General features: G+C 69.6%; 22 protein-coding genes. 7 read left to right on the top strand and 15 right to left on the bottom strand.

Features of this window, described 5'->3' with window-relative positions:
* Positions 1-50 precede the first annotated feature (50 nt).
* Positions 51-1,466, bottom strand: coding sequence for an MATE family efflux transporter (locus QN315_RS10785; protein ID WP_323989276.1), 1,416 nt, complete (start codon positions 1,464-1,466; stop codon positions 51-53).
* Positions 1,467-1,587: 121 nt separating this feature from the next.
* A complete protein-coding gene (locus QN315_RS10780; protein WP_323989275.1) occupies positions 1,588-2,316 on the bottom strand; it encodes a TetR/AcrR family transcriptional regulator in 729 nt (242 codons plus the stop codon).
* A 192-nt stretch (positions 2,317-2,508) separates the two neighbouring features.
* Here QN315_RS10780 and QN315_RS10775 point away from each other — a divergent pair, with 192 nt between their 5' ends.
* Genes QN315_RS10775 through QN315_RS10765 form a run of 3 tightly spaced genes read left to right on the top strand, consistent with a single transcriptional unit; the run spans position 2,509 to position 8,380 of the window.
* Complete coding sequence (locus QN315_RS10775) at positions 2,509-3,681, top strand: efflux RND transporter periplasmic adaptor subunit (RefSeq protein WP_323989274.1); 1,173 nt, start codon at positions 2,509-2,511, stop codon at positions 3,679-3,681.
* Positions 3,682-3,699: 18 nt separating this feature from the next.
* Positions 3,700-6,861, top strand: a complete 3,162-nt coding sequence (locus tag QN315_RS10770; protein ID WP_323989272.1) for an efflux RND transporter permease subunit — start codon at positions 3,700-3,702, stop codon at positions 6,859-6,861.
* Positions 6,862-6,865: 4 nt separating this feature from the next.
* Positions 6,866-8,380, top strand: a complete 1,515-nt coding sequence (locus tag QN315_RS10765) for an efflux transporter outer membrane subunit (RefSeq protein ID WP_323989271.1) — start codon at positions 6,866-6,868, stop codon at positions 8,378-8,380.
* A 115-nt stretch (positions 8,381-8,495) separates the two neighbouring features.
* On the opposite strand, the gene QN315_RS10760 is transcribed toward QN315_RS10765, so the two are convergent.
* From QN315_RS10760 to QN315_RS10750, 3 genes are all read right to left on the bottom strand, one after another.
* Complete coding sequence (locus QN315_RS10760; RefSeq protein WP_323989270.1) at positions 8,496-9,071, bottom strand: TIGR00730 family Rossman fold protein; 576 nt, start codon at positions 9,069-9,071, stop codon at positions 8,496-8,498.
* Between the two features lie 448 nt (positions 9,072-9,519).
* Complete coding sequence (locus tag QN315_RS10755) at positions 9,520-9,843, bottom strand: helix-turn-helix domain-containing protein (RefSeq protein WP_176638954.1); 324 nt, start codon at positions 9,841-9,843, stop codon at positions 9,520-9,522.
* On the bottom strand, positions 9,840-10,205 hold the full coding sequence (locus QN315_RS10750; protein WP_323989268.1) for a hypothetical protein: 366 nt from the start codon (positions 10,203-10,205) through the stop codon (positions 9,840-9,842). Before QN315_RS10750 ends, QN315_RS10755 begins: the two co-directional genes overlap by 4 nt.
* Positions 10,206-10,672: 467 nt before the next feature.
* On the opposite strand from QN315_RS10750, the gene QN315_RS10745 reads away from it, so the two are divergent.
* The gene (locus tag QN315_RS10745; RefSeq protein ID WP_323989266.1) at positions 10,673-11,323 is read left to right on the top strand and encodes a YoaK family protein; all 651 of its coding nucleotides are present in this window, start codon (positions 10,673-10,675) and stop codon (positions 11,321-11,323) included.
* A gap of 43 nt (positions 11,324-11,366) precedes the next feature.
* On the opposite strand, the gene pyk is transcribed toward QN315_RS10745, so the two are convergent.
* The 4 genes from pyk to QN315_RS10725 form a co-directional block, all read right to left on the bottom strand.
* Positions 11,367-12,806, bottom strand: a complete 1,440-nt coding sequence (pyk, locus tag QN315_RS10740) for a pyruvate kinase (protein ID WP_323989265.1) — start codon at positions 12,804-12,806, stop codon at positions 11,367-11,369.
* 87 nt (positions 12,807-12,893) lie between these two features.
* The gene (locus tag QN315_RS10735) at positions 12,894-13,865 is read right to left on the bottom strand and encodes an SH3 domain-containing protein (protein WP_408904631.1); all 972 of its coding nucleotides are present in this window, start codon (positions 13,863-13,865) and stop codon (positions 12,894-12,896) included.
* A gap of 181 nt (positions 13,866-14,046) precedes the next feature.
* Positions 14,047-14,481, bottom strand: a complete 435-nt coding sequence (locus QN315_RS10730) for a DsrE family protein (protein WP_323989261.1) — start codon at positions 14,479-14,481, stop codon at positions 14,047-14,049.
* Positions 14,471-15,358, bottom strand: coding sequence for a molybdopterin-synthase adenylyltransferase MoeB (locus QN315_RS10725; RefSeq protein WP_323989260.1), 888 nt, complete (start codon positions 15,356-15,358; stop codon positions 14,471-14,473). Before QN315_RS10725 ends, QN315_RS10730 begins: the two co-directional genes overlap by 11 nt.
* A 209-nt stretch (positions 15,359-15,567) precedes the next feature.
* On the opposite strand from QN315_RS10725, the gene QN315_RS10720 reads away from it, so the two are divergent.
* On the top strand, positions 15,568-16,266 hold the full coding sequence (locus QN315_RS10720) for a DUF2939 domain-containing protein (protein WP_323989258.1): 699 nt from the start codon (positions 15,568-15,570) through the stop codon (positions 16,264-16,266).
* Between the two features lie 154 nt (positions 16,267-16,420).
* Here the strand turns inward: QN315_RS10720 and QN315_RS10715 are convergent, their stop codons facing one another.
* Positions 16,421-16,669, bottom strand: a complete 249-nt coding sequence (locus QN315_RS10715) for a DUF3126 family protein (RefSeq protein ID WP_176641310.1) — start codon at positions 16,667-16,669, stop codon at positions 16,421-16,423.
* 249 nt (positions 16,670-16,918) lie between these two features.
* Here QN315_RS10715 and QN315_RS10710 point away from each other — a divergent pair, with 249 nt between their 5' ends.
* Complete coding sequence (locus tag QN315_RS10710; RefSeq protein ID WP_323989257.1) at positions 16,919-17,467, top strand: hypothetical protein; 549 nt, start codon at positions 16,919-16,921, stop codon at positions 17,465-17,467.
* A 92-nt stretch (positions 17,468-17,559) separates the two neighbouring features.
* Positions 17,560-18,114: a hypothetical protein gene (locus QN315_RS10705; RefSeq protein ID WP_323989255.1), complete on the top strand. Its 555-nt coding sequence runs from the start codon at positions 17,560-17,562 to the stop codon at positions 18,112-18,114.
* 38 nt (positions 18,115-18,152) lie between these two features.
* On the opposite strand, the gene QN315_RS10700 is transcribed toward QN315_RS10705, so the two are convergent.
* The 5 genes from QN315_RS10700 to QN315_RS10680 form a co-directional block, all read right to left on the bottom strand.
* On the bottom strand, positions 18,153-18,926 hold the full coding sequence (locus QN315_RS10700; RefSeq protein ID WP_323989254.1) for an RNA pseudouridine synthase: 774 nt from the start codon (positions 18,924-18,926) through the stop codon (positions 18,153-18,155).
* Positions 18,923-21,682: a DNA translocase FtsK 4TM domain-containing protein gene (locus tag QN315_RS10695; protein ID WP_323989253.1), complete on the bottom strand. Its 2,760-nt coding sequence runs from the start codon at positions 21,680-21,682 to the stop codon at positions 18,923-18,925. Before QN315_RS10695 ends, QN315_RS10700 begins: the two co-directional genes overlap by 4 nt.
* 147 nt (positions 21,683-21,829) lie before the next feature.
* Positions 21,830-22,483, bottom strand: coding sequence for a 16S rRNA (guanine(966)-N(2))-methyltransferase RsmD (rsmD, locus tag QN315_RS10690; RefSeq protein WP_323989251.1), 654 nt, complete (start codon positions 22,481-22,483; stop codon positions 21,830-21,832).
* A 7-nt stretch (positions 22,484-22,490) separates the two neighbouring features.
* On the bottom strand, positions 22,491-23,276 hold the full coding sequence (locus tag QN315_RS10685) for a pseudouridine synthase (RefSeq protein ID WP_176641086.1): 786 nt from the start codon (positions 23,274-23,276) through the stop codon (positions 22,491-22,493).
* Entirely contained in the window at positions 23,273-24,004 is a 732-nt protein-coding gene (locus QN315_RS10680) for a gamma-glutamyl-gamma-aminobutyrate hydrolase family protein (protein WP_323989250.1), read from the bottom strand. The genes QN315_RS10685 and QN315_RS10680 overlap by 4 nt, the downstream gene beginning before the upstream one ends.
* Positions 24,005-24,052 lie beyond the last annotated feature (48 nt).

Raw genomic sequence — 24,052 nt, 5'->3', positions numbered from 1 at the left:
GGCCGGCTGGCCGGTCCTGCAAGGCGCCGCGGCCCCCCGGAAATGCGATTTCAGGCGCGCGCCGGGCGGTCGGCCGAGAGGTCGTCGGCGATCTGCTGTTCCTCGTCCAGTTCGTCCAGTTCGGCCAGAGCGCTCTTGGCGGTGCGGGCGGGCAGTTCGGCCGCCAGGCCGGGGGCGACGGGCCCGGGCTTGAGCCGCCCGATCACCCCGAAGGCGGTCAGCATCGCCCAGCTTCCGACCAGCACGCAGCCCAGCACCTGGCCGACCTGGACCCCGCTGGGGCCGAAGCGCATGCCCACCCAGACGAAGGGCACGGTGCCCAGCGTGGCCCGGCCCCAGTTGAACAGCGTGGAATAGAGCGGAAAGCCCAAGTTGTTGAACGCGGTATTGGCCACGAAGAGCATGCCGATGAACAGGTAGCCGCCGACCGTCCAGGTGCAGAACAGGCGGATCAGCGCCGCCTGGGTGCCGTGGGCCGCGAAGGCCGCGACCACCAGGTTCTGCGCCGGCAGCAGGATCAGCCAGGTGACGGCCACGCAGGCCGCCACCAGTTTCAGCGACGTGACCAGGGTTTCGCGCACCCGGGCCAGGTGCCCCGCCCCGAGATTCTGCGACATGATCGGCCCGACCGACCCGGTCAGCGCGAAGACGAAGGCGAAGGTGACGGGGACGATCCGGTCGATCGTCGCCTGGCCCGCCACAGCGGCCAGGCCGAACGTGGCCATGGCATGGGTGACGAACAGCCCGCCGATCGGCGTGGCCAGGTTGGTCAGGATCGCCGGCATGGCCACCCCGCCGACCAGCCGCGCGTCATGCAGGATATAGCGCGCGCATGGCAGTGCCAGCAGGCCGTGGCGCCGGGCCGCCAGGAACCCCAGGCCGGCCACGACGGTACGCGACAGGATGGTGCTGATCGCCGCGCCCTCCAGCCCCAGATGCAGCGCGAAGATCAGCAGCGGGTCCAGCGCGGCCGCGGCGACGGCGCCGATCAGCGTGACGTTCATCGACCGCCTGGCATCGCCCACCGCGCGCAGCAGGCTGGAACAGCCCATGCCGACCGCGATCAGCGACAGGGCCGGCGAGACGATGCGGATATAGTGCTCCGCCTGCTCGGCGGCGCGGCCGGTGGCGCCGAACAGATGCAGGATCGGGGCCGCCCACAGCGCGGTGGCAAGGCCCAGCGCCGCCGTGGCCGCCACCATCACCAACAGGAAGGACGAGGCGATGCGGCGCGCGCGCGCATGGCGGCCGGCGCCGATCTGCCGCGCGGTGACGGCGCCCAGCCCGATCGACATGCCGATCGACACCGCGATCTGCACATAGCCCACCGCGCCGGTGAAGCCGACCGCCGCCGTCAGGGCCGGATCGCGCAGCCGCGAGATGTAGAACAGGTTGAGCAGGTCGACCGCGAACACCGCCATCAGCCCGATCGCCCCCGTCCCGGCCATGACGACGACGTGGCGCATGATGGAGCCGGTGCAGAAACGGGCGGTCCGGCCGGCGGTCCTGGAGGGAGGTCCTGCGGTCATTGCCGGGATGATAGCCTCTTTCCCGGCGGGCGGAAGCCCGCCCGTGGCGTTCAGGCCGTCATGCCGCCGGAGAATGGCGGCAGCGAGGCGGCGGGGGCAGGCCGCGCAGGAAGATGCGGACCCAGCGGCGGATATTCGCTTCGAGTTCCAGCCGGGTGAGCGGCTTGTTGCAATAGAACAGTTCGGCCAGGACCATCTTGCCGACGGTCATGTTGAACAGGCCGCGCCCCAGGTCCTCGACGTCGTCGATCGCATAGGTGCCGGCGTCCCGCTGGCGGTGCAGCCAGGCCTCGACCTGGTTGCTGTTTCCGCTGATCTCGATGCCCTCCATGATCTTGCGGATCTCGCCGGCGTCGCGGATCTCGCCGACGATGGCGCGCGTCAGGCTCATCCGGTCGGGCTGCAGGATGCTGCCCGCGATCGACAGCAGGATCTGCACCAGTTCCTCCTCGGGGCCCACGTTGGGGCAGGGGCACCAGGCGCGGTATTTCATGTCGAACAGGCGCTCGCGGATCAGGGTCTGGAACAGGTCCAGCTTGGAGGCGAACATCTGGTAGATCGTCTTCTTGGACATGCCCGACAGATGGGCCAGCTTGTCCATCGAGGCGCCGTGATAGCCGTTGTTGCGCAGCACCTCGCACGCCGCCTGGATGATCAGCTCGCGCCGTTCGCCGCCCTCGAGTACCGGGGGGCGGCCGGGGCATCGCCTTTCGGCGCCGGGCCCTGTTCGCTCCCCGGAGCGGGAAGAGAGCGCAAGGTCCGAAATCGTGGCCCCGGTTGCGGGCATTCGCGGGTCTCCTTCACGGAACGGTGTGGCGGGCTATTGACCCGAATTTAGAAACGAAATAGTTTCCGATCAAGAAAACCTAACAGTTTCCTTATGCCGGTCATGCATGGGTCGGTTTCGCGATGCATATCGCCATGCGATTCCCTCCTGTCCAGTCCCGGCGATCACGTCCTCCTGGGTTGAAAACACGCAATGACGTCCCCTCGCCCCCACCGCGCCACCCTTCTTGCCGCCTGCGCCGCACTGGCGCTGGCCGGCTGCGACCGCAAGCCGGCGGCCCCGCCTGCGCCGCCGCCGCAGATGGTCACCTTCGTCACCGTGACGTCGCATCCGGCGCCGATTCACACCGAATTGCCCGGCCGCATCGAGGCCTATGAGATCGCCCAGGTGCGTCCGCAGGTCAGCGGCGTGCTGCAGAAGCGCCTGTTCACGCAGGGCGCGGACGTGACGGTCGGGCAGCAGCTCTATCAGATCGACCCGGCCATGTACCAGGCGGCCTATGACGCCGACAAGGCCGCCCTGCTGCATGCGCAGGCCGCGCTGCTGACCGCGCAGGCCAAGATGCGGCGCTATGGGCCGCTGGCGGCGGCGCATGCGGTCAGCCAGCAGGATTACGACGATGCCCTGGCCGCCGAGCGCGAGGCCGAGGCCGACGTGGCACAGGCCAAGGCCAACCTGGAAGGTGCCGCGACCAATCTGTCCTATACGCGTGTCTATGCGCCGATCGCGGGCCGGATCGGCCGGTCGATCAGCACGGTGGGCGCGCTGGTGACGGCCAACCAGACGCAGAACATCGCCACCATCACGCGGCTGGACCCGATCTATGTCGATGTGAACCTCCCCTCGTCGGCGCTGATCCGCCTGCAGCAGGAACTGGCGGCCGGGCAGTTGCAGCGTGCCGACGCCAATGCCGCGACGGTCGGGCTGACGCTGGAGGACGGCAGCCCCTATCCCGTTGCCGGCAAACTGGAATTCGCCGAGGTCAATGTCGATGAATCGACGGCGACCGTCGTCGTGCGCGCCATTTTCGCCAATCCCGACCATCTGCTGCTGCCGGGCATGTTCGTGCATGCCGAGATCCTGGAAGGGACGGACCCGCGCGCCATCCTGGTGCCGCAGCAGGCGCTGGTCCGCGACGTCCACGGCCAGGCCAGCGTCATGCTGGTGGGCGCGGACAACAAGGTGGAGGTCCGCCAGGTCAAAGCCGACCGCGCGGTGGGCAGCAACTGGATCGTCAATCAGGGCCTGAACGACGGCGACCGGGTGATCGTGACCGGGCTGCAGAAAGTGCGCCCCGGCGCCGTGGTGAAGCCGGTCGAGGCCGCCGCGGACCAGGGCCAGGCGGGCCAGGGTCAGGCGGGCTGAAGGGCAGGATAGGCGAACATGTCGCGTTTCTTTATTGACCGGCCCGTCTTCGCATGGGTGATCGGGCTGATCATCATGCTGATCGGCGGTCTATCGATCCTGAACCTGCCGATCGCGCAGTATCCGAGCATCGCTCCGCCGATGATCGCCGTGACCGTGACCGATCCCGGTGCGTCGGCCGAGACGGTCAACAACACGGTGGTGCATCCGATCCTGCAGCAGATGTACGGGCTGGACCATCTGGAATATATCCAGTCCTCGTCCTATGCGAACGGCCAGATGGAAATCGACCTGACGTTCCAGCAGGGGACCAATCCGGACATCGCGCAGGTGCAGGTGCAGAACAAGCTGCAGCTTGCCCAGCCGCGCCTGCCGGCCGAGGTGGTCAGCCAGGGCCTGTCGGTGACCAAGGCCGTGAAGAACTTCATGATGGTGGTCGGCATCGTCTCGACCGACAACAGCATGAGCGGCGCGGACCTGGGCGATTACATGGCGTCGAACATGTCCGACCCGCTGTCGCGCGTGTCCGGCGTGGGCGATCATACGCTGTTCGGGTCGGAATATGCGATGCGCATCTGGCTGGACCCGGCCAAGCTGTATAGCTACAGCCTGACGATCGGCGATGTGCAGGCGGCCCTGCAGGCCCAGAACATCCAGGTGTCGTCCGGCGAGCTGGGCGGCCTGCCTGCGACGAAGGAAGCGCGGCTGGACGCGACCATCCTGGGTCCGGCGCGCCTGACCACGACCGAGGAATTCCGCAACATCCTGCTGAAGGTGCAGCCGGACGGCTCGCAGGTGCGGATCCGCGACGTGGCGCGGGTCGAGCTGAACATGCAGAGCTACAACTTCATCGCGACCTGGAACAACCATCCGGCGGCGGCGATGGCGCTGAAGCTGGCACCGGGGGCGAACCAGCTCAAGACCGAGGCCGCGGTCAAGGAAGAGCTGGCGCAGTTGGCCAAATTCTTCCCGCACGGGCTGCAGATCGTCTATCCGCTGGATACCGAGCCGTTCATCACGATGTCGATCCACGAAGTGATCGTGACCCTGGTGGCCGCGATCGTGCTGGTGTTCTTCGTGATGCTGGTCTTCCTGCAGAATTTCCGCGCGACCCTGATCCCGACGATCGCGGTGCCGGTGGTGCTGCTGGGGACGTTCGGCCTGCTGGCGGCGCTGGGCTTCGCCATCAATACGCTGACCATGCTGGCTATGGTGCTGGCGGTCGGCCTACTGGTCGACGACGCGATCGTCGTGGTGGAAAATGTCGAGCGCGTGATGACCGAGCGCAACCTGTCGCCGCGCCAGGCGGCACGGGAGTCGATGGACGAGATCTCGGGCGCGCTGATCGGCATCGTGCTGGTGCTGTCGGCGGTGTTCCTGCCGATGGCGGCGTTCGGCGGGTCGACCGGCGTGATCTATCGCCAGTTCTCGATCACCATCGTCTGCGCGATGTGGCTGTCGGTGCTGGTGGCGCTGATCATGACGCCGGCGCTGTGCGCCACGCTGCTGAAGCCCGGCGTCCACATCAAGGACAAGGGCCTGCCCGGCCTGTTCAACCGCAACTTCACGCGGATGACGACGAAATACCAGGGCGGCGTGCATTGGATGGTCCGGCACATGGTGCCGTCGCTGCTGGCCTTCGTCATCATCACCTCGGGCGTCGCCTATCTGTTCGGCCGGATTCCCACGGGCTTCCTGCCGGACGAGGACCAGGCCCTGATCTTCGGCCAGGTGACCTTGCCGCCGGGCTCGACGCTGGCGCAGACCGAGGCGGTGAACAAGCGGGTGACGGACTATGTCCTGAAGACCGAGGGCAAGAACGTGATCTCGGTCATCGCGCCCGCGGGCTTCAATTTCGCCGGCCAGGGGCAGAATGCCGGTTCGTTCTTCATCCGGCTGAAGGATTGGAGCCAGCGGCCCGATCCGTCGCAATCCTCGGCGGCGATCGCGCAGCGGATCATGATGCATTTCTGGGGCGACCCCGAGGCGCAGATCTTCGCCGTCAATCCGCCGGCGGTGCTGGAACTGGGCAACGCGACCGGCTTCGACCTGGAGCTGGAGGATCGCGGCCATGTCGGCCACCAGGCGCTGCTGGCGGCGCGCAACATGGTGCTGGGCATGGCGGCGCGCGATCCGGTGCTGTTCGCGGTGCGCCCGAACGGCATGGAAGATGCGCCGCAATATCACCTGGACATCGACCGCGAGAAGGCCAACGCGCTGGGGGTCTCGATCGCCGACATCAATACGACCATCCAGGGTGCGTTCGGCTCGATCTACGTGAACCAGTTCCTGCGCAATGATCGCGTCAAGCAGGTCTATATCCAGGGCGAGCCTTCGGGCCGCATGCTGCCGAGCGATCTGGCCAAATGGTATATCCGCAACAGCGCCGGCACGCTGGTGCCCTTCAACGCGATCGCGACGGGCAACTGGACCAACGGCCCGCAGAAGGTCGAGGGCTATAACAGCTATAACGCCTTCGAAATCCTGGGGCAGCCGGCGCCGGGCCACAGCAGCGGCGAGGCCATCGCCGAGATCCAGAAGATCCTGGCCAAGCTGCCCGACGGGATCGGCTTTGACTGGACGGGCCTGTCGTACGAGCAGCAGGCTTCCGGGTCGTCGACCGCGCCGCTCTATGCCCTGGCGGCGGTGGTGATCCTGTTCTGCCTGGCCGCGCTGTATGAAAGCTGGTTCATCCCGCTGGCGGTGCTGCTGGTGCTGCCGCTGGGCGTGCTGGGCGCGATCGTCGCGACCCTGTGGCGGGGCATGGACAACGACGTCTATTTCCAGGTCGGGCTGCTGACGACGGTCGGGCTGGCGGTCAAGAACGCCATTCTGATCGTCGAATTCGCCAAGGCGAAGTTCGAGGACGGCCAGACGCTGGAACATGCGGTGCTGGAAGCGGGGCGCGAGCGTCTGCGGCCGATCCTGATGACGTCGATCGCCTTCATGCTGGGCGTCTTTCCGCTGGCGATTGCTACCGGGGCCGGGTCGGCCGCGCGCAAGGCGATCGGCACGGCGGTGGTGGGCGGCATGTTCTCGGCCACGCTGCTGGCGGTCTATTTCGTGCCGCTGTTCTTCGTCCTGGTGCTGCGGCTGTTCCGCGTGACGCGGATCAAGGACCGCGTCGATCCGTATGAAAATCCGTCCCATGCCGCCGGCGCATCCGGGCAGGAGAGCTGAGTCGATGAAAGCCTATCCTTCTGTGCGTCGGCGCTCGTGGGCGGGGCTGCTGCTGCTGGCGGCCCTGCCGGGATGCACGCTGATCCCCAACTATAAGCGGCCATCCCTGCCGGTGGCGCCGGCCTGGCCGACCGGCGCGGCCTATCATGCCAGCGGTGCCGGGCAGATCGGCACCGCGGCATCGGACCTGGGCTGGCGCGATTTCTTCGTCGATCCGCGCCTGCGGGCGCTGATCGCGCTGGCGGTGCGCGAGAACCGCGACCTGCGTTCGGCCGCGCTGTCGGTGATCGAGGCGCAGGGCCAGTACCGGGTGCAGCATGCCGCGCTGTTCCCGCAGATCAACGGGACCGGGCAGTCGATATACACGGCGCCGTCGAACAATGGCGGCTTCGCCTTCGCGCCCGGGCTGGGACGTAGCGGGGTCGGCACGTTCCGATTCTATCAGGCCGGGATCGGCTTCTCGTCCTATGAGATCGATCTGTTCGGCCGCATCCGCAGCCTGTCGCGCGAGGCATCCGACCAGATGCTGAGCCAGGTGGCCAACCAGCGTGCCCTGGTGATCAGCGTGATTTCGCAGGTGGCGACGGCCTATGTCGCATGGCTGGCCGATTGCGAGCAGTTGCGGGTGACCGAGCAGACCCTGGCATCGCAGCAGGATACGCTGCGCCTGACCCAGGCCCGGTTCGACCGGGGCGAGACCGACCAGTTGACGCTGCGCCAGACCGAGACGCAGGTCGAGCAGGCGGCGGCCAACCGGGCGCAATATCAGCGCATGATCGCGCAGGACGAGAACCAGATCGTGCTGCTGGTGGGCGCGCCGATGCCGACCGACCTACCGCCGCCCGCGCCGTTCGGGCGGCAGACGATCCTGGCGGACCTGCCGGCGGGCCTGCCGTCCGACCTGCTGGACCGGCGGCCGGATGTGCTGTCGGCCGAATTCGCGCTGAAATCGGCCAATGACGATATCGGGGCGGCCCGCGCCGCGTTTTTCCCGCGCCTGATCCTGACGGCGTCGGACGGCGTGTCCAGCCTGCAGTTCCGCAACCTGTTCACCTCGGGCGCCACGACCTGGTCGATCAATCCGCAATTGCAGGTGCCGCTGCTGACCTGGGGCCAGACCGAGGGGTCGCTGCAGGTGTCGAAGGCGCGGCGTGACGAACGGCTGATGGCTTATGAGAAGGCCATCCAGTCCGCGTTCCAGGACGTGTCGAACGCGCTGGCGGCGCGCGCGACCTACCTGGAGCAGGGACGGCAGTTGGACGCGCTGGTAAGTTCGTCGGCCGATGCGTATCGCCTGGCGCGGATGCGGTTCGATTCCGGGGTGGATTCCTATCTGACCACGCTGGATTCGCAGCGCGCGCTGTATACGGCGCAGCAAAGCCAGATCTCGGTGCAGGAGGCGCGGTACCAGAACCTGATCACCGTCTATCGCGCCCTGGGCGGCGGCTGGAACGAACGGACCGCGCCGGCCACCGCGCGGGCCGCGAACGGCACGGCGCCGGTGCCGGGGGCCGGCTGATCGCCAGGCCGTTTCCGGTGCGTTTTCCGGCGCATTTTCTTCTGGCGCGCTTTCCATCGCGATGCTGAAAGGGCGGCTCCTTCGGGGGCCGCTTTTTTTGTCGCCGCGCGCGGCCTCATGGCGCCGGTGCTTCGGTCCATTTGCGGGGTGGCGGCGTATAGGTCGCGAAGCGGCGGATCATCTCGTCCGGGTCCGGAGTGACCACCAGCATCTGCCGGTAGACCGGTTTCATGAAGCCTTCCCGCGTGACGGCATCGACCATCGCCATGAGGGGGTCGAAATATCCGTCGATATTGAGGAATCCGCAGGGTTTTTCATGAATGCCGAGCTGCGCCCAGGTCCATTGCTCGAAAATCTCCTCGAACGTTCCGGCCCCTCCCGGCAGGGTGACGAATCCGCCGGCGAGTTCGGCCATGCGCTGCTTGCGGACATGCATGCTGGGGACGACATCAAGCCGGGTCAGGCCCCGATGCGCGATTTCCCGCTCGGCGAGGGCCCGCGGCATGACGCCGATCGCCTCGCCCCCGGCTTCCAGCGCGCCGTCGGCCACGGCGCCCATCAGCCCGACATGCCCGCCACCATAGACAAGGCCGATGCCCCGTTCGGCCAGCAGCCGCCCGAAGGCGAACGCCGCATCGCGGTAGACCGGCCTGCGTCCGGAAGACGCGCCACAGAAGACAGCGATTCGCATGGAAACCTCCGGAAGAAGCGCAGTATGGATGACGACCGAGAGGGCGGAAGCCGCCGCCTTCGGCAAGGTGACGCGGTCCTACGTACCATCCCCTTCCGCCGACTCAAGCCCCAACAGAACCTGCTGCTCTTCGTACATGAAGCCCCGATCGGAATATCCGTCGGGATATCATGGGAGATGTCAAAATCAGCCGATATCCGGCCGGTGTCGCGGGCGCACACCATGATCGCGTGAAACCCGGCCGCCAGAGATCGCATGCCGGGATTCCAAAAGCGCGATTTCGATAGATATAAGATTTTTAAAGGGAATTTTCCTTAACGTCGCGCCGGACGAATATTGATCCGCATGGATATGTTTCGACCGAACAGATCCCGGCACGAGAACCGACATAGTTGCGTAACAAAGAGGATGACGGGTACCGCGCGGATGGCGTTTATCGCCGGTGTGATCAAAGGTTTGTCGGAGCCTTCCGGATTTCGATACGGACCAGGATCGCGGGGTCGATGGCGAGTTCCCGGGCCAGGCGCAGCAATACCAGGAAGGTGGGATTGCGCAGGCCGCGCTCCATGCCGCTGACATAGGTCCGGTCCAGGCCGGCGCGGGCTGCCAGTTCTTCCTGGCTGATCCCCAGGCGCATGCGTTCCGTATAGATGATCTCCCCCAGCGCCGCGCGCGGGTCTCCGCCATCTTGGGTTTCCAGCGGTGGCTGGATCGAGGGGCGCGGCTTGCGGGGTGCTTTTTGCCGGGTTGGCCCGTTTGCACTCTTGCTCATGATTCACCATGAGCAGGCTTGCCGTGTACCGACCACGGACTATAGAGTTGCGGACTATAATCATCATTTCGGGGCGGGGCATGGCGTCCGACACGTACCACCGGCTTTGTCCATTCCCTGATCCATCCGCTGCCGCGCGCGGCCTTGTCCGTCTGTTCGGGGCGGCCGCCCGGCGGGTCGTCATGCGCCGTATCGGTCAGTGCCTGGAAGAAAACAATATCGACGAAGTCATATTCTGGCTGCGCGTGCGGGATCGTCTCGACGCGGATGCTCGCCGGATGCGGGGCTGCGACACCGCGCGGCTGCTTCGCCTGCAATTGTCCGCGCCCCATTGATCCGGCGCGCACCGGGACTTCGGACATGCGGATGGACCGCGATGGTTTCGGGCAAGGCGACCGGCGCCCGAGGCGCACCCGGCAGGGTTCCGCGAGGGGAAATAAACTTCTGTGTGATCGGATGATTTTATTGTGCGCTCTCAGGTATTGTGCAGTGCAACAAAAGCATCGACGGAGGTTTATTTGCGAATTTCGATTGACGGACAGAAAAAAAGGGTTCATGTAGAGGATACCAGAGCGAGAAGACCGGAACGGCCCGCTCCCAAGAACAAGAAACCTGCGGCATGATGATCGCAGGGATGAAGACCCGAAGGGCGAGAATCTTCGGGAACTAAGGTGAAAGGGGGCATCGCATCGCGGTGTCCCCCTTCTTTTGTTGGTGCGTTGCTTGTGGATGCTTACGGAATTGTTCGCGCGGCGCGGACATGCATGAGGTCATGAACCAGACACACAAACCGCCCGGCCGTGACCCGGGGCCTCATGATCCGAGACTGGTGATCGCCATCATCATGGTCACGGTGGCGATGGGCGCGCTGGACGCCATTTCGCTGACCCATCTGAACGTCTTTGCCGGCTATATGACCGCGACCGTGATCCTGATCGCGGTGCATCTGGTGTCGGGCCAGTCCATCCTGGGGCCGGGGCTGGTGGCGATCGCCTCTTACCTGATCGGGGCGGCGCTGGGCGGCCGGCTGGTGCGGCGGTCGCATTCACGGCGGCGCACGGTCGCCGACCTGCTGATGGCCGTGGGGGTGCTGGTCGCCGGGGCCGCGCTGATCTGGTGGGTGAATGCGCCGTGGCATTACTACGCCGTGCTGACGATCCTGGCCGTGGCGATGGGATTGCAGACCTCGGCCACCCGCCATGCGCAGGTCACGGACCTGACGCTGCCGGCAGCGACCCTGCTGCTGCATGGGCTGGCGCATGACAGCCGGCTGGCGGGCGGCCCGTCGCTGGGGGTCTGGCGGCGCCTGGCGGCGATTCTGGGCCTGTTCGGCGGGGCGGTGCTGGGGGCGGTGGCGTCCAGCGTCTCGGTCTCCGGCGCGATCGTGCTGGTGGGGCTGACGATCGGCTGTGCCGGCTTCCTGCTCTATCTGCGCGACCACCCGCTGCTGGAGCGGCTGGAGACGGTCAGCCCCTCATAGAAGGGGGGACCGGCCCGGGGGGTGGCGGGCCGGTCCGTGCGCGTCAGTCGACGCGGGCAACGCGCAGCGTGTTGGTGCTGCCCGCCACGCCGAAGGGCAGCCCGGCGGCGATGACGATCGCGTCGCCCGAGCGGGCGAGGCCGCTGGCGACGGCGGCTTCGATGGCCTGGTCGACCACGGTTTCGACCGTGCGGACCGGGGTTTCCTGGCCGACCGACTGGGCGCGCACGCCCCAGGCGACGCAGAGCCGGCGCGCGATCTCGTCGGTTTCGGTCAGGCCGATGATCGGCGCCTCGGGCCGTTCGCGCGAGATGCGCAGCGCGGTCGAGCCGCCCAGCGTGAAGGCGACGATGGCCCGCGCCGCGGCCGTGCCGGCGATCTGCCCGGCGGCGGCGGCGATCGCGTCGGCGACGAACCCTTCGGGCTCGGGGCAACTGGCGCGCATGATCGACTGCCAGATCGGATCCTCTTCGACCCGGCGCACGATGCGGTTCATGATGCCGACCGCTTCCAGCGGATATTCCCCGGCGGCGGTCTCGGCCGACAGCATCACCGCGTCGGCGCCGTCGAACACCGCGGTGGCGACGTCCGACGCCTCGGCGCGGGTCGGGGTCGGGGCGTGGATCATGCTTTCCAGCATCTGGGTGGCGACCACCACCGGCTTGCCCAACTGGCGGGCCAGGCGGACGATGCGCTTCTGCGCCAGGGGCACGGCCTCGGGCGGCAGTTCCACGCCCAGATCGCCGCGCGCGACCATCACCGCATCGGACAGGCGGACGATCTCGTCCAGATTGTCCATCGCCTGCGGCTTTTCCACCTTGGTCATGATCCAGGCGCGGCCGGCGGCGATGTCACGCGCCTCCCGGACGTCCTCGGGGCGCTGGACGAAGGACAGGCCGATATATTCCACGCCCAGTTCCAGCGCGAAATCCAGGTCCTTGCGGTCCTTTTCGGTCAAGGCCGGGATCGGCAGCACGATGTCCGGCACGTTCACGCCCTTGCGCTCGGACAGCACGCCGCCCACGGCCACCACCGTGTCCAGATAGGTCGGCCCGACCTCGCGCACCACCAGCCGCAGCTTGCCGTCATCCAGCAGCAGGTTGCTGCCGACCGTGGCGGCGCTGATGATCTCGGGGTGCGGCAGGCGCACGCGCTCGATGGTGCCGGGGGCGTCGTCGAGGTCCAGGCGGAAGGCGGCGCCGCTCTGCAGGGTCACCTTGCCGTTCTCGAACGTGCCGACGCGCAGCTTGGGGCCCTGGACGTCGGCCAGGATGCCGATCGGGCGGCCCAGCTCGGCCTCGACCGAGCGGATGGCCTCATGCCGGGCGGCATGGTCGGCATGGGCGCCATGGGAGAAATTCAGCCGGAACACATCGACCCCAGCCTCGGCCAGGGCACGGATCGTGGCACGATCGGACGAGGCCGGCCCGAGCGTCGAGACGATTTTCGTCCGCCGGGGGCGGAAGGCGGAGGTGATGGTCATTGGGCGCTTTCTCCTTGCAGATTTTTTCCGCGACCGGATCGCTGGTCGCTGTTCCCGGCCCGGGCGCCTGCCCGGGCCGCGCGTCAATCAGGACGGCTGGATCGTCTCCTGCGGCAGAAGACCCCAGACCGCCCTGCGGTCCAGCCAGCCTGAATAATGTTGCACGCTGACCTTGCACCATTCGGTGCCGGCCGCGCAGAGGCGAAACGTGCCGACCGCCCCGGGCCGGAGCACCGCGACGAGGGCGGATGACGCGTCGGGCGACGCGTGGATCGCGATCGCGCCCGGAATCGCCGCCGCCGCCGCGGGATCGGCCAGGCGGGCGACCACCCGCGTGTCGAAATGGCCGCCCGGCGCCGGCTGCGGGGCGGGTTGGGACGTGGATTGCAGGGCGGATTGCGGGGTGGCGTCGCCGGAGGCGGGATGCGCCGGCCGGGCCTGGGCAGGGTCGACCGGCGGCAGGCCGGGAACCACGAAAGTGCGCGCGCCGACCAGGGTCGCCTGATGGACCCAGCCCTTCTGGCCGTCGGAATCCTCGACCAGGCGCCAGACATCGAATTCGCGCTCGATCTTCACCGGCAGGTCGCGCCGATGATACACCCATTCGATCGGATAACGCTGGCCGGGGCCCGAGCGCATATTGACCTCATCGGCGCGAAGCGCCGCGAAACGCGGCAGCGGCAGGCCGGTCACGGTGCCCTTGTCGGGCGGGGCCGGGGGCGCGGCCGGAGCGGCAGGCGTCCCAGCCCCGGTCCCCGTTGCCCCGGCCCCTGCTGTCCCGGCGATGGCGCCCGCCGCGGCGCCGGCGGCCAGCGCCGCGTGGCGGGGCGACATCACGTAATGGTGATCCATCGCGTGGCGATGCGGCGCGAGGCCGGCATGGCGGGAATGCGGGACCGGCCGGGCGGCCGGACGAGGATGGTCCGGATGGGCATGGTGATGCGGATGCGCCGGACCGGCATGATGGTGCCGGTGCCGATGATGCGCGGCCGGCTGGCCGCTCTGAGAGCTGACCTGCGCCGCCGCCGCCGCCGTCCCGTCCAGCGTCGCGGCCAGCATGGTCAAAGCCAGGGCCGGGGCCAGGACAAGCGCCCGGTTGCGGCGACGCGGGTCGCCATGCGGGCCGGGCAGCGAAGGGACGGAAGGGGCGGAACGCGTCATGGCTGCATCCCTGCCAAGGCCAGCGCCGCTCGGCAAGGGGGTATGCGGCAAAGGATCCATGCCTGCCCCCCCAAGCCGATCACAGGGTGATGATCTGCCGCCCGCGGGCGGCGTCCAGGAAGGTGGGAATACCCGCCACCCGCACCGCGGGCAGCAGGGCCCCGGCCGGCAGGCCCGCGACGCGCAGGCCGGATTCACAGGCCATCAGCGCGCCGTCGAGCTGCCGCACGGCCTCGCGCAGCGTCTCGAAGCCGGCGACGCCGCTGGCCTGCACCGCCTGGTCGGCCGCCGCGTCGCGCAGGCCGCGCCAGTCGCGCGCCAGGGCATGCACGCCGTGCCCCGCCGCGAACAGCAGGACCGGCCGGTCGATCGCCAGCGCGCCGGCCGCCAGCATGAAGGCGTAGTGGGCGCGTTCGTACCCGCCATCCAGCAGCAGGATCGCCAGCCCGGCCGCGTCGGGCGCGGCCGGCGGGAAGGGCGGCGATGGAACGAGGGGCGGGGGGTCAGTGGGCATGCGACGCGCACCGGGCCGGACCGGGCCCGGCCCCGGCGGAGAGATCGGCCGAAACATCGGCGGAGACATCGGCGGGGGCGGATGGCGCGGCATGGGCCGACAGGTCGCGGATCGTCGCGCGCGGACCGCACAGCGCGCAGTCGGGATCGGGCGCCAGGCGGATCGTATGGACGCGCGCGGCCAGGGCGTCCCACACCAGCAGGCGGCCCGCCAGGCTGTCGCCGATCTGCAGCAGTTCCTTCAGCACTTCGGTGGCCTGCAGGGTGCCCATGACGCCGGTCACCGCGCCGAAGACCCCGGCCTCGGCGCAGGAGGGAATGGTGCCGGGTGCTGGGGCCTCGGGATAGAGGCAGCGATAGCACGGGCCGCCGCGATGCGGGCGGAAGGTGGAAAGCTGCCCCTCGAAACGCAGCACGGCGGCCGAGACCAGGGTGCGCCGCTCCAGCGCGCAGGCGTCGGCCAGCAGGTAGCGGGTGCGGAAATTGTCGGTGCCGTCGCAGACCAGGTCATAGGCCGCGACCAGCGCCCGGGCGTTGCCGGCATCCAGCCGGACGGCATGGCGGTCGATCCGGACCAGCGGATTGACGGCCCGCATCGCCTCGGCCGCGGACTCGACCTTGGGCATGCCGATCCGGCCGGTGGTATGGGCGATCTGGCGCTGCAGGTTCGACAGGTCGACCAGGTCGTCGTCCACCAAACCGATCCGGCCGACGCCCGCCGCCGCCAGATACAGGCCCAGCGGCGCGCCCAGCCCCCCGGCGCCGACGATCAGCACGCTCGCGGCGCGCAGCATGGCCTGGCCGGTGCCGCCGATCTCGGGCAGCAGGATATGGCGGGCGTAGCGCTGGATCTCGGCTTCGGAAAAATCAGGGATCATGCATCCTTCCCCGTCCCGGCACGTTGCAGGCATGATGACGTCCGGGACAACAATGTCAGGTATGGGCCTGACCGGTGCAGGCGAATATGGCTTCGTGACACTCTTTTTGTAACAATTTGTGTCATTTTGCCATGAAGGTCATGCATGTCCGCCATGCTTATCGTATGCTAGCACCGTACGACAGGGACGATTTCTCGATGGACCGTTTCATGCGCCTGATGCCAGCCGGCCATATGGTTGCCGTTCGTCGGCAGCAGGCACGGCGTCTCTGCGCGGTGACCCTGGTCATGGCGCTGTCGCTGTTCGTCGCCTCGCCCTTCGTCACGCTGTGGTCGGTCGCGTCGGCCATGCAGGCGCATGACGTGCGGACGCTGGGGACGTACCTCAACTGGCGGTCGGTCCAGACCGGCCTCAAGGCGCAGATCGTCACCGGCCTGGTCGGGACGCAGCCTGCCGGTGACGACGATCTGCCGGAATTCGGGTCGTCCTTCGCCGCCGCGGCGGTGTCCAACGCCGTGGACACGAACGTGAATGCCGCCAATCTCGGGACGCTGATGGACCAGTTGATGCCGGCGGGCCCCTCGGACGCGGGCAAGCTGGCCGCCGGCCGGCCGGCCCCCGGTCATCCGGCCCCGAATCATTCGGTGACGGGCGCCGCGCGGGTGCGGATCCTGCGCCATGTGAGGGTACGTTTCGTGCGCTTGAACATGTTCGAGGCCAGCCTCGCCCTGCCGGACCAGGCGCCGGGCCATGCGCGCGACAGCAAGCTGCATCTGCAGATGCAGATCCAGGGCTGGCGCTGGAAGATCACCCGCATCGACCTGCCGTCCGGCCAGGACGGCCACCCGATCATCGAAGCGGCCGTCGACCGGCCGGCCGTCGTCCGGACCGCCGTCCTGGCGCGGTAACCGCGCCGCGCCGGGCGCGCGGCCAGGAGCGCGGCAGGGGCAGGATGCGATTCCCCACCCCTGCGACGGTCAGCGCGCGATCGGCGCCGGATTCACCGACGCGGAACTCACCGACGCCGGAATCACGAGAATCAGATCACAAGAATCGTCGGCATCAGCGGCGCGCGCGCGCGGTGGCGGTCTCGGCCGGCAGATCCTCTTCCAGAACCGTGATATGCAGGGCGTAGGACACTTCGCCCTCATCCTCGTCCCGATGGACGGTGCCGATGATTTCGCCCTTCACGGCGACTTCGACCGACAGGCCCGCGCGCGGCGGCGGGTTGACCGTCAGTTCGGGGGAGCCCAGCAGGCGGCGCAGGCACACCTGCAGGCGGGCGATCTCGGAGGTGGACATGGTGCTCATGATACGAAGCTCCCGGTCGGGGTCGGAGGATAAGGCGGCGGCGGGCTGGGCCTGATGCGCGCCGAACGACATGCCGCCCGCTATAGGCACTCGGGTCGCCCCCCGCAACCGCCCCTTGGCCGCGGTCGCGGCCGCTGCCCGCCGCGCGTGGATCCCGCCCGTGAAAAATCCCCTTCCTGCCCGGAGCTTGCCATGATTCGTCGTTTTCCTGGATTTTCCTTGATGTCGCACTGTGTGAGGAGAGTCGGCTTGCGGATCTATTCGACCCTGTTCGCCGGCATGGCGCGTCTGTTGGTGCCGGGGGTGGCGGCGGCGCTGGTCATGGCGCTGGTCACCCATGCCGGCGCGGTGACCGCGCCGTTCGGTCCGGTCGAGGCGGGGCCGACCCTGACGGCGCGGACATTGGCCGACCGGATCCGCCAGGACGGGGCGCAAAAGACGGCCGAGGCCCTGACGCGCGACCACGAATGGCCGCGCGTGCGCCGTGCGGTGGCGGCGGGGTGGCAGAACTGGATCGCCACGATGCCCGACCTGCTGCCCCAGGCCGATCAGCGGACGGCGCAGGGCCTGCAGCGGGCGCTGCGCCAGGCGCTGCCGCGCAGTCCCGGGGCGGTCCTGGCGGCGCTGGATCCGAAGAACGGGCCCCTGCTGGGCGGGCAGACGATCTGCCGCCCGGACGGGATGCCGGCGACATGGCGCGCGCGGACGACCCGGGCGGTGCGGGCCGTGCACGACATCCATCTGATCAACCAGGGCGGCGACTGCCTGCGCGCCTTGCACGCCGCGCCGCAGGGCTGACGCGTGCGTGGTGACGCGCGCGTGGTATTGACGCCCCTCGCCGCGCGCCGCCAGGTGAACGGGCACGGATCGCGGCCTGGAAAGGAGTCGTCTTGTTTCGGAACACGTCCTGTCACCCCTTCGTTGCGCTATCGCTGCCCGTCTGCCTGGCCGCCTGCGGTTATGGGGATTCGCGGGCGGCGCATCAGGCGCAGCTCAGCATGATCGGCATGACTGCGAATGATCTGCAGGCCTGTGCCGGGCCGCCCGACGGGCGCGTGGCGCTGAATGCGCATACCAGCCTGTTCCATTACGTCTACAAGCCCGGGGCCAGCGGGTCCTTCTCCATCAGCCCGCTGAACCTGGCCACTCTGAGCTACGGCGGCAGCGGGATCTCGTGCGCGGTGACGATCCGCCTGGTCGATGACCGGGTCACCGAGGTGCATTACGCCGGCGACGACGACAGGATGGTCGGCACCGACGGGGTGTGCGCGGCGGTGGTGCGGGGTTGCATCCGCCAGCCGGAGGCGACCATGCGCCGGGTGGATGGCGGGCTGTTCGGCCCGATCTCGGCCTTCTCGCCACCCCCGGTGCCGCCGCAGCCGGCGGACGCGGTCTATAACCCGCAGCCGCTGGCCACGGCGCCCCGCCAGCCGGCCAAGCCGTGACCGGCCCGTGACTGGCCCCTGACAGGTTTCGCGTCCGGTCAGCCGGACGGTCCGGACGCGTCGGGCGGCAGGGGCCAGCCATGGCGCGCCAGGGTGGCGGCGATATGGGGCGGCGGCGGAGCGGTGGCGGCGACCGGCGGCGTCAGCTTCAGCGCCAGGCGGCGGCTCATCAGATGCAGCACCTGGCCGTCGGCCCGGCCATAGACCGGGTCGCCCAGGATCGGGCAGCCCAGGCTGGCGCAATGCAGCCGCGCCTGGTGGGTGCGGCCGGTCAGCAGCCGCAGCGCCAGCCAGCTCTGCCGCCCGTCCGAGGCCAGGACGCGCCATTCGGTCTCGGATTCCTGGCCCCGAGGGACCTGGCCCAGGGGGGCCTGTCCGTGCGGGTCTTCGACCATGCGCCAGCCGGCGGGGCTGGTCCGGCGGGCCATGCGCAGGCGCACCGTGCCGGATTCGGCGGCGGGGCGGCCGTGCACCACCGCCCAATAGGTCTTCTCGACCGTGCCGGCGGCGAAGGCGGCCTGCGCGGCCAGCAGCGCCTGCTTGCGCAGGGCGATCAGCAGGCAGCCGGACGTGTCGCGGTCCAGCCGGTGGGCCAGCCACGGCCCGTCCGCGCGGCGGGACAGCAGGGGAAAGGCGCTTTCGACCGAGGGGCCGCCGGCGGGGCCGGGATGGACCGGCAGGCCGGCCGGCTTGTCGATGACGAGGAAGCGGCTGTCCTGGAACAGGATCGGAAACGGCGGCGCGGATTTCGGGGCGGCGGCCCCCGGTGCCGGGCGCGGGCGCCCCAGGGAGCGTCCCGGGGGGCGGGTCATTCGTCGTCGTCGGTGCGGCGCAGCAGCACCTCGCGCTTGCCGACATGGTTCGCCGGGCTGACGATGCCTTCCTTTTCCATCTGCTCGATGATCTTGGCCGCGCGGTTATAGCCGATCGACAGATGGCGCTGGATGAACGAGGTCGAGGCCTTGCCCTCGCGCGCCACCACGGCCACCGCCTGGTCGAACAGGCTGGTTTCCTCGTCGAAGCCGCCGCCGTTCAGCCCGTTGCCCGAGGATTTGCCCCCGCCCCCGCCGCCCCCGCCATCCTCGTCCTGGGCCGAGATGACGTCGTCGTTATAGATCGGCTCGCCCTGGCTGCGCAGGAAGGCGACCACGTCCTCGACCTCGCTGTCGGCGACGAAGGGGCCATGGACGCGGGTGATGCGGCCGCCGCCCTGCATGTACAGCATGTCGCCCTGCCCCAGCAATTGCTCGGCGCCCTGCTCGCCCAGGATGGTGCGGCTGTCGAACTTGCTGATGACCTGGAACGAGATGCGGGTCGGGAAATTGGCCTTGATGGTGCCGGTGATCACGTCCACCGACGGGCGCTGCGTCGCCATGATAACATGGATGCCCGCGGCGCGGGCCTTCTGCGCCAGGCGCTGGACCGCGGCCTCGATCTCCTTGCCCGCGACCATCATCAGGTCGGCCATTTCGTCGATCACCACCACGATATAGGGCAGTGAGTCGAGCGCGAGCTGCTGTTCCTCGAAGGTCGGGCGGCCGGTCTCGGGGTCGTAGCCGGTCTGGACGCGGCGGCTGACGACCTCGCCGCGCATCCGGGCCTCGGCCACGCGTTCGTTGTAGCTGCCGATATTGCGGACCTGCAGGTGCGACATGGCGCGGTAGCGGCGGTCCATTTCGCGCACCGTCCATTTCAGCGCGGCCACCGCCTTGGCCGGCTCGGTGACCACCGGCGTCATCAGATGGGGAATGCCCTCGTAGATCGACAGTTCCAGGATCTTGGGGTCGATCAGGATCAGCCGGCATTCGTCGGGCGACAGCCGGTAGAGCAGGGACAGGATCATGGCGTTGACCCCCACCGACTTGCCCGAGCCGGTGGTGCCGGCGATCAGCAGGTGCGGCATGCGCGCCAGGTCGCCATAGACCGGCGCGCCGGAAATATCCTTGCCCAGCGCCAGGCTGAGCCGCGACATGGACTGGGTCCAGGCCGCGTCATGGAACAGCTCGGACAGATACACCGTCTCACGCCGGGCATTGGGGACCTCGATGCCGATCACGTTGCGGCCCGGCACGGTGGCGATGCGCACGCTGAGCACCGACAGCGAGCGCGCGACGTCGTCGGCCAGGCCGATCACCCGGGCCGAGCGGATGCCCGGCGCGGGTTCGAGTTCGTACAGCGTGACGACCGGCCCGGCATGGATCTCGCCGATCCGCCCCTGCACGCCGTAATCGGACAACACGGTTTCCAGCAGGCGGGCATTGGCCTGCAGCATGTCCTGCGACGGGCCGGTCTGGCCGTGCGGCGGCGCGGCCTTCAGCAGCCTGACCGACGGCAATTGCCACGGCGCGCCGGCATCGGGCGGCGGGGGGTATCCGCCATTCCCGCCGGCCGTCCGGCCGGCGGCGCCGCGCAGGTCGGCGGACGGGCGGTCCGCCGCCGCGCGGCTGCCGAACAGCCGGCCCATGAAGCCGGTGCGGGGGGGCTCGGCCGCGGCTTCGCGCGGCGGTTCGGCCGGCGCCGTCTCGGCAGCCGCCTGGGCAAAGGCAGCCTCCTCGGTGCTCCAGGCCGGGCCGTCCGGCTGGCGGGGACCGCCCAGCAGCAGGGGGGGCGGATCGGCCGCCGCGTCATCCTCGACGCCGGGCGGCTGCACCCAGCCGGTGCCCAGGGAGGGACGAGTGGAGGGACGGGTGGATGGGCGGGCCGGTGCCCGCGCGGCGTCGGGCCGCTCGATGCGCAGGCTGCGTATCTGCGGCTCCGGCGCGCGGGGCTGCATGGACAAATCGGGCCGGGGGGGCGGCATGGCCCCCTCCAGCGCCCCGTCCAGAATCCCGTCCGGCGCCCTGCCCAGCCCGCCGGCCCACCGCCCGGCCGGGGCGGCGGGCGGCTGGTCGGGCGGGCTGTGCCGTCCGGGCATGCCGCGCGCCAGGCGCGCGGGCTGCCGGGCCGCGGCGCGCAGGGTGCGGCCGATTGCCGCCCATTCCGCCAGGGACAGGCCCATCGCCAGCGGTACCAGCAGCGCCGTCAGCAGCAGGCCCAGGCACCAGACCGCCAGCCGGCCGGCCGGGCCCAGCACCGACGACCCGGCCTGCAGCGCGGTACGGGCGATCGACAGGCCGAACGCGCCGCCCGGGCCCGATTCGGTGGGCCAGTGCGGCGCCGGCAGCGCCGGGACCAGCAGCGGCACGGCCCCCAGCAGCGCGCCGATCACCGGCATGGCGCACAGCAGCGCGACGACGCGCACCGGCACCGAGCCCAGTCCGGTATGGCGCGCTACCCGCCAGCCCCAGGCCACCAGGGCCAGCACCGGCAGCGCGCAGGTGATGCCGATATTCTGCAGCAGCGCGTCGGCCAGATAGGCCCCCACCACCCCCAGCAGGTTGGTCGGGGCCTGGGTGCTGGCGGTGTTCATCGACGGATCGCGCGGATTATAGCTCCATAACGAGGCAGCCAGGGCCAGGGCCAGCAGCCACAGCGTCATTCCGCCCAGTTCGGCCAGCCTTTGCCGCGCGGCGGAACGGATGCGCGGCGAGACCAGGGAAGACGGAATGTAGCGGCCAAGGCTCGGCAAATGTTCGGATCCTGCAAAAAGGGCCTGCCCTTCCCGCGGAAGGGGCGCTTCCGTGGGGCGGACAGGCGCGATGAAGACGCCGGGCCGCTCCGGAACCGGGGCAAGTATAGCCTGCGCGCTGCGAAATACAGAAGGGAGCTTGCGCGCTTATTCGGGCATTCCGGTGGCAGCCCGGCCGGTGGCAGTTTGGCCGGTAGCAGTTTGACCGGTAGCAGTTTGACCGGGGGCGGCCCGCCAGACCGAGAGCCTGGCCGCGCCATGGCGGCGTTCGGCCAGCGGAGGCGCGGCCAGCAGGAAGCCGGACAGCAGGGAGCCGTCCTCGGGCAGGGCTTCGTCGGCGGCGGTTTCGACCACGACCAGCGCGCCGGGGGCGATCCAGCCCGCGGCCCCCAGCGCCGCCAGGGCGCGCGCCGGCAGGCCCTTGCCATAGGGCGGGTCGAGGAACAGCAGGTCGCAGGCCGGCCCGGGCGGCGGGCGGGTCACGTCGGCGGGGCGGACCAGGGCGGCATCGCCCGCGCCGCAGGCGGCGATATTGGCGCGCAGCGCGGCCAGCGCCGCGCGGTCGGTCTCGAAGAACACGCACCGGGCGGCGCCGCGCGACAGGGCCTCCAGCCCCAGGGCGCCGGTGCCGGCGAACGCGTCCAGCACCCGCGCGCCGGCGATGCGGTCGCGGCCGGCCCAGGGGGCGTGCAGCAGCATGTCGAACAGGGCCTGGCGCACCCGGTCGGCGGTGGGGCGCGTGGTGCGCCCCGGGGGCGCGGTCAGCGCGCGGCCGCGCCAGGTGCCCGCGACGATGCGCATGGCCGGGTCAGGACCGGCGGCCGGGCCGGGGGGCGGGGCCCAGGCCGGGCACCTGTTCGCGCAACACCTTGCCCGGCACTTCCTCGAGTTCCGAACGCTGCAGGGTGCCAAGCTGGAACGGGCCGTACGAGACGCGGATCAGCCGGCTGACATGCAGGTTCAGCCCGCGCATGACCTTGCGGACCTCGCGGTTCTTGCCCTCGCGCAGCGCCACGGTCAGCCAGGCATTGTCGCCCTTGCGGGAATCCAGCCCGGCCTCGATCGGGCCGTAGCGCACGCCCTCGAACACGCTGCCCCCGGCCAGGGCGGACAGCCGGGCCTCGTCCACCACGCCGAAGACCCGCACCCGGTAGCGGCGCAGCCAGCCGTTGGACGGCAGTTCCAGCCGCCGCGCCAGCTCGCCGTCATTGGTCAGCAGCAGCAATCCCTCGCTGTTGAGGTCCAACCGGCCGACGCTGACGACGCGGGGCATGCCGTCGGGCAGGGACGCGAAGACGGTCGGCCGTCCCTCGGGGTCGCGATGGGTGGTCACCAGCCCGTCGGGCTTGTGATAGCGCCACAGGCGCGTCCGCTCGGGCGATTCCACCACGGCGCCGTCGACCTGCACGATGTCGCCCGCCGCGACGAAGGTCGCGGGATGGCCGACCGGCTCGCCGTTCAGGCGGACGCGCCCGGCGGCGATGATCTGTTCGGCGTCGCGGCGGCTGGCCACGCCCGATCGGGCCAGCCATTTGGCGATCCGCTCGCCGCGGCGCGCGGGATCGGAAAGGGGGGTGTCGTCGTGCTGTGTCATCGCGATCCCGAGGCGTCTATCAGGGCGGAGAAGATGCGTCCATCGCCCATCGATATGGCGAATTCGGGATGCCATTGCACGCCCAGGCAGAAAGGATGGCCGGGATATTCGATCGCCTCGATCACCCCGTCGGGGGCGAAGGCGCAGACGACCGCCCGGCCGGGGGTCCGGACGGCCTGGTGATGCGCGGAATTGACGGCCATCCGCTCGGCGCCGGTCACCCGCGCCAGCAGGGTGCCCGGAACGATCGCGACCTCGTGCCCCGGCTGGTCGCGCGGATTGGGCTGTTCGTGCGCCAGCGCGCCGGGCAGCGCGTCGGGGATATGCTGGATCAGCGTGCCGCCCAGGCAGACCGCCAGCAATTGCTGGCCGCCGCAGATCCCCAGCACCGGCAGGTCCCGGGCGATCGCCAGGCGCAGCAGCGCCAGCTCGGCGCGGGTGCGGCCGGATTTCAGGGTGACGCTGTCATGGCGGGTGGCGGCGCCGTACAGCGCCGGATCGACGTCGAACGCGCCGCCGGTGACGACCAGGCCGTCCAGCCGCTCCAGCGTCGCGGCGGCCAGGTCCTGCCGGTGGGACAGGGCCACGGGAATGCCCCCCGCGTCGGCGATCGCGTCCATGTAGTTGCGGCGCAGCGCGTACCACGGAAAGCGCGAATAGGCGCCGCCGTCCGGCGCGCCGGGTTCGCTGTCGAGGGTGACCCCGATCAGGGGGCGGGACATGCTCATCCCGCCTGCCTAAAGCAGAACGCCGGCCCGTCAAAGATCCGAGAGGCT

Source organism: Nguyenibacter sp. L1 (assembly GCF_035199985.1).
GTDB lineage: Bacteria > Pseudomonadota > Alphaproteobacteria > Acetobacterales > Acetobacteraceae > Gluconacetobacter > Gluconacetobacter vanlangensis.
This window is presented reverse-complemented; position numbering and strand designations above follow the sequence as displayed.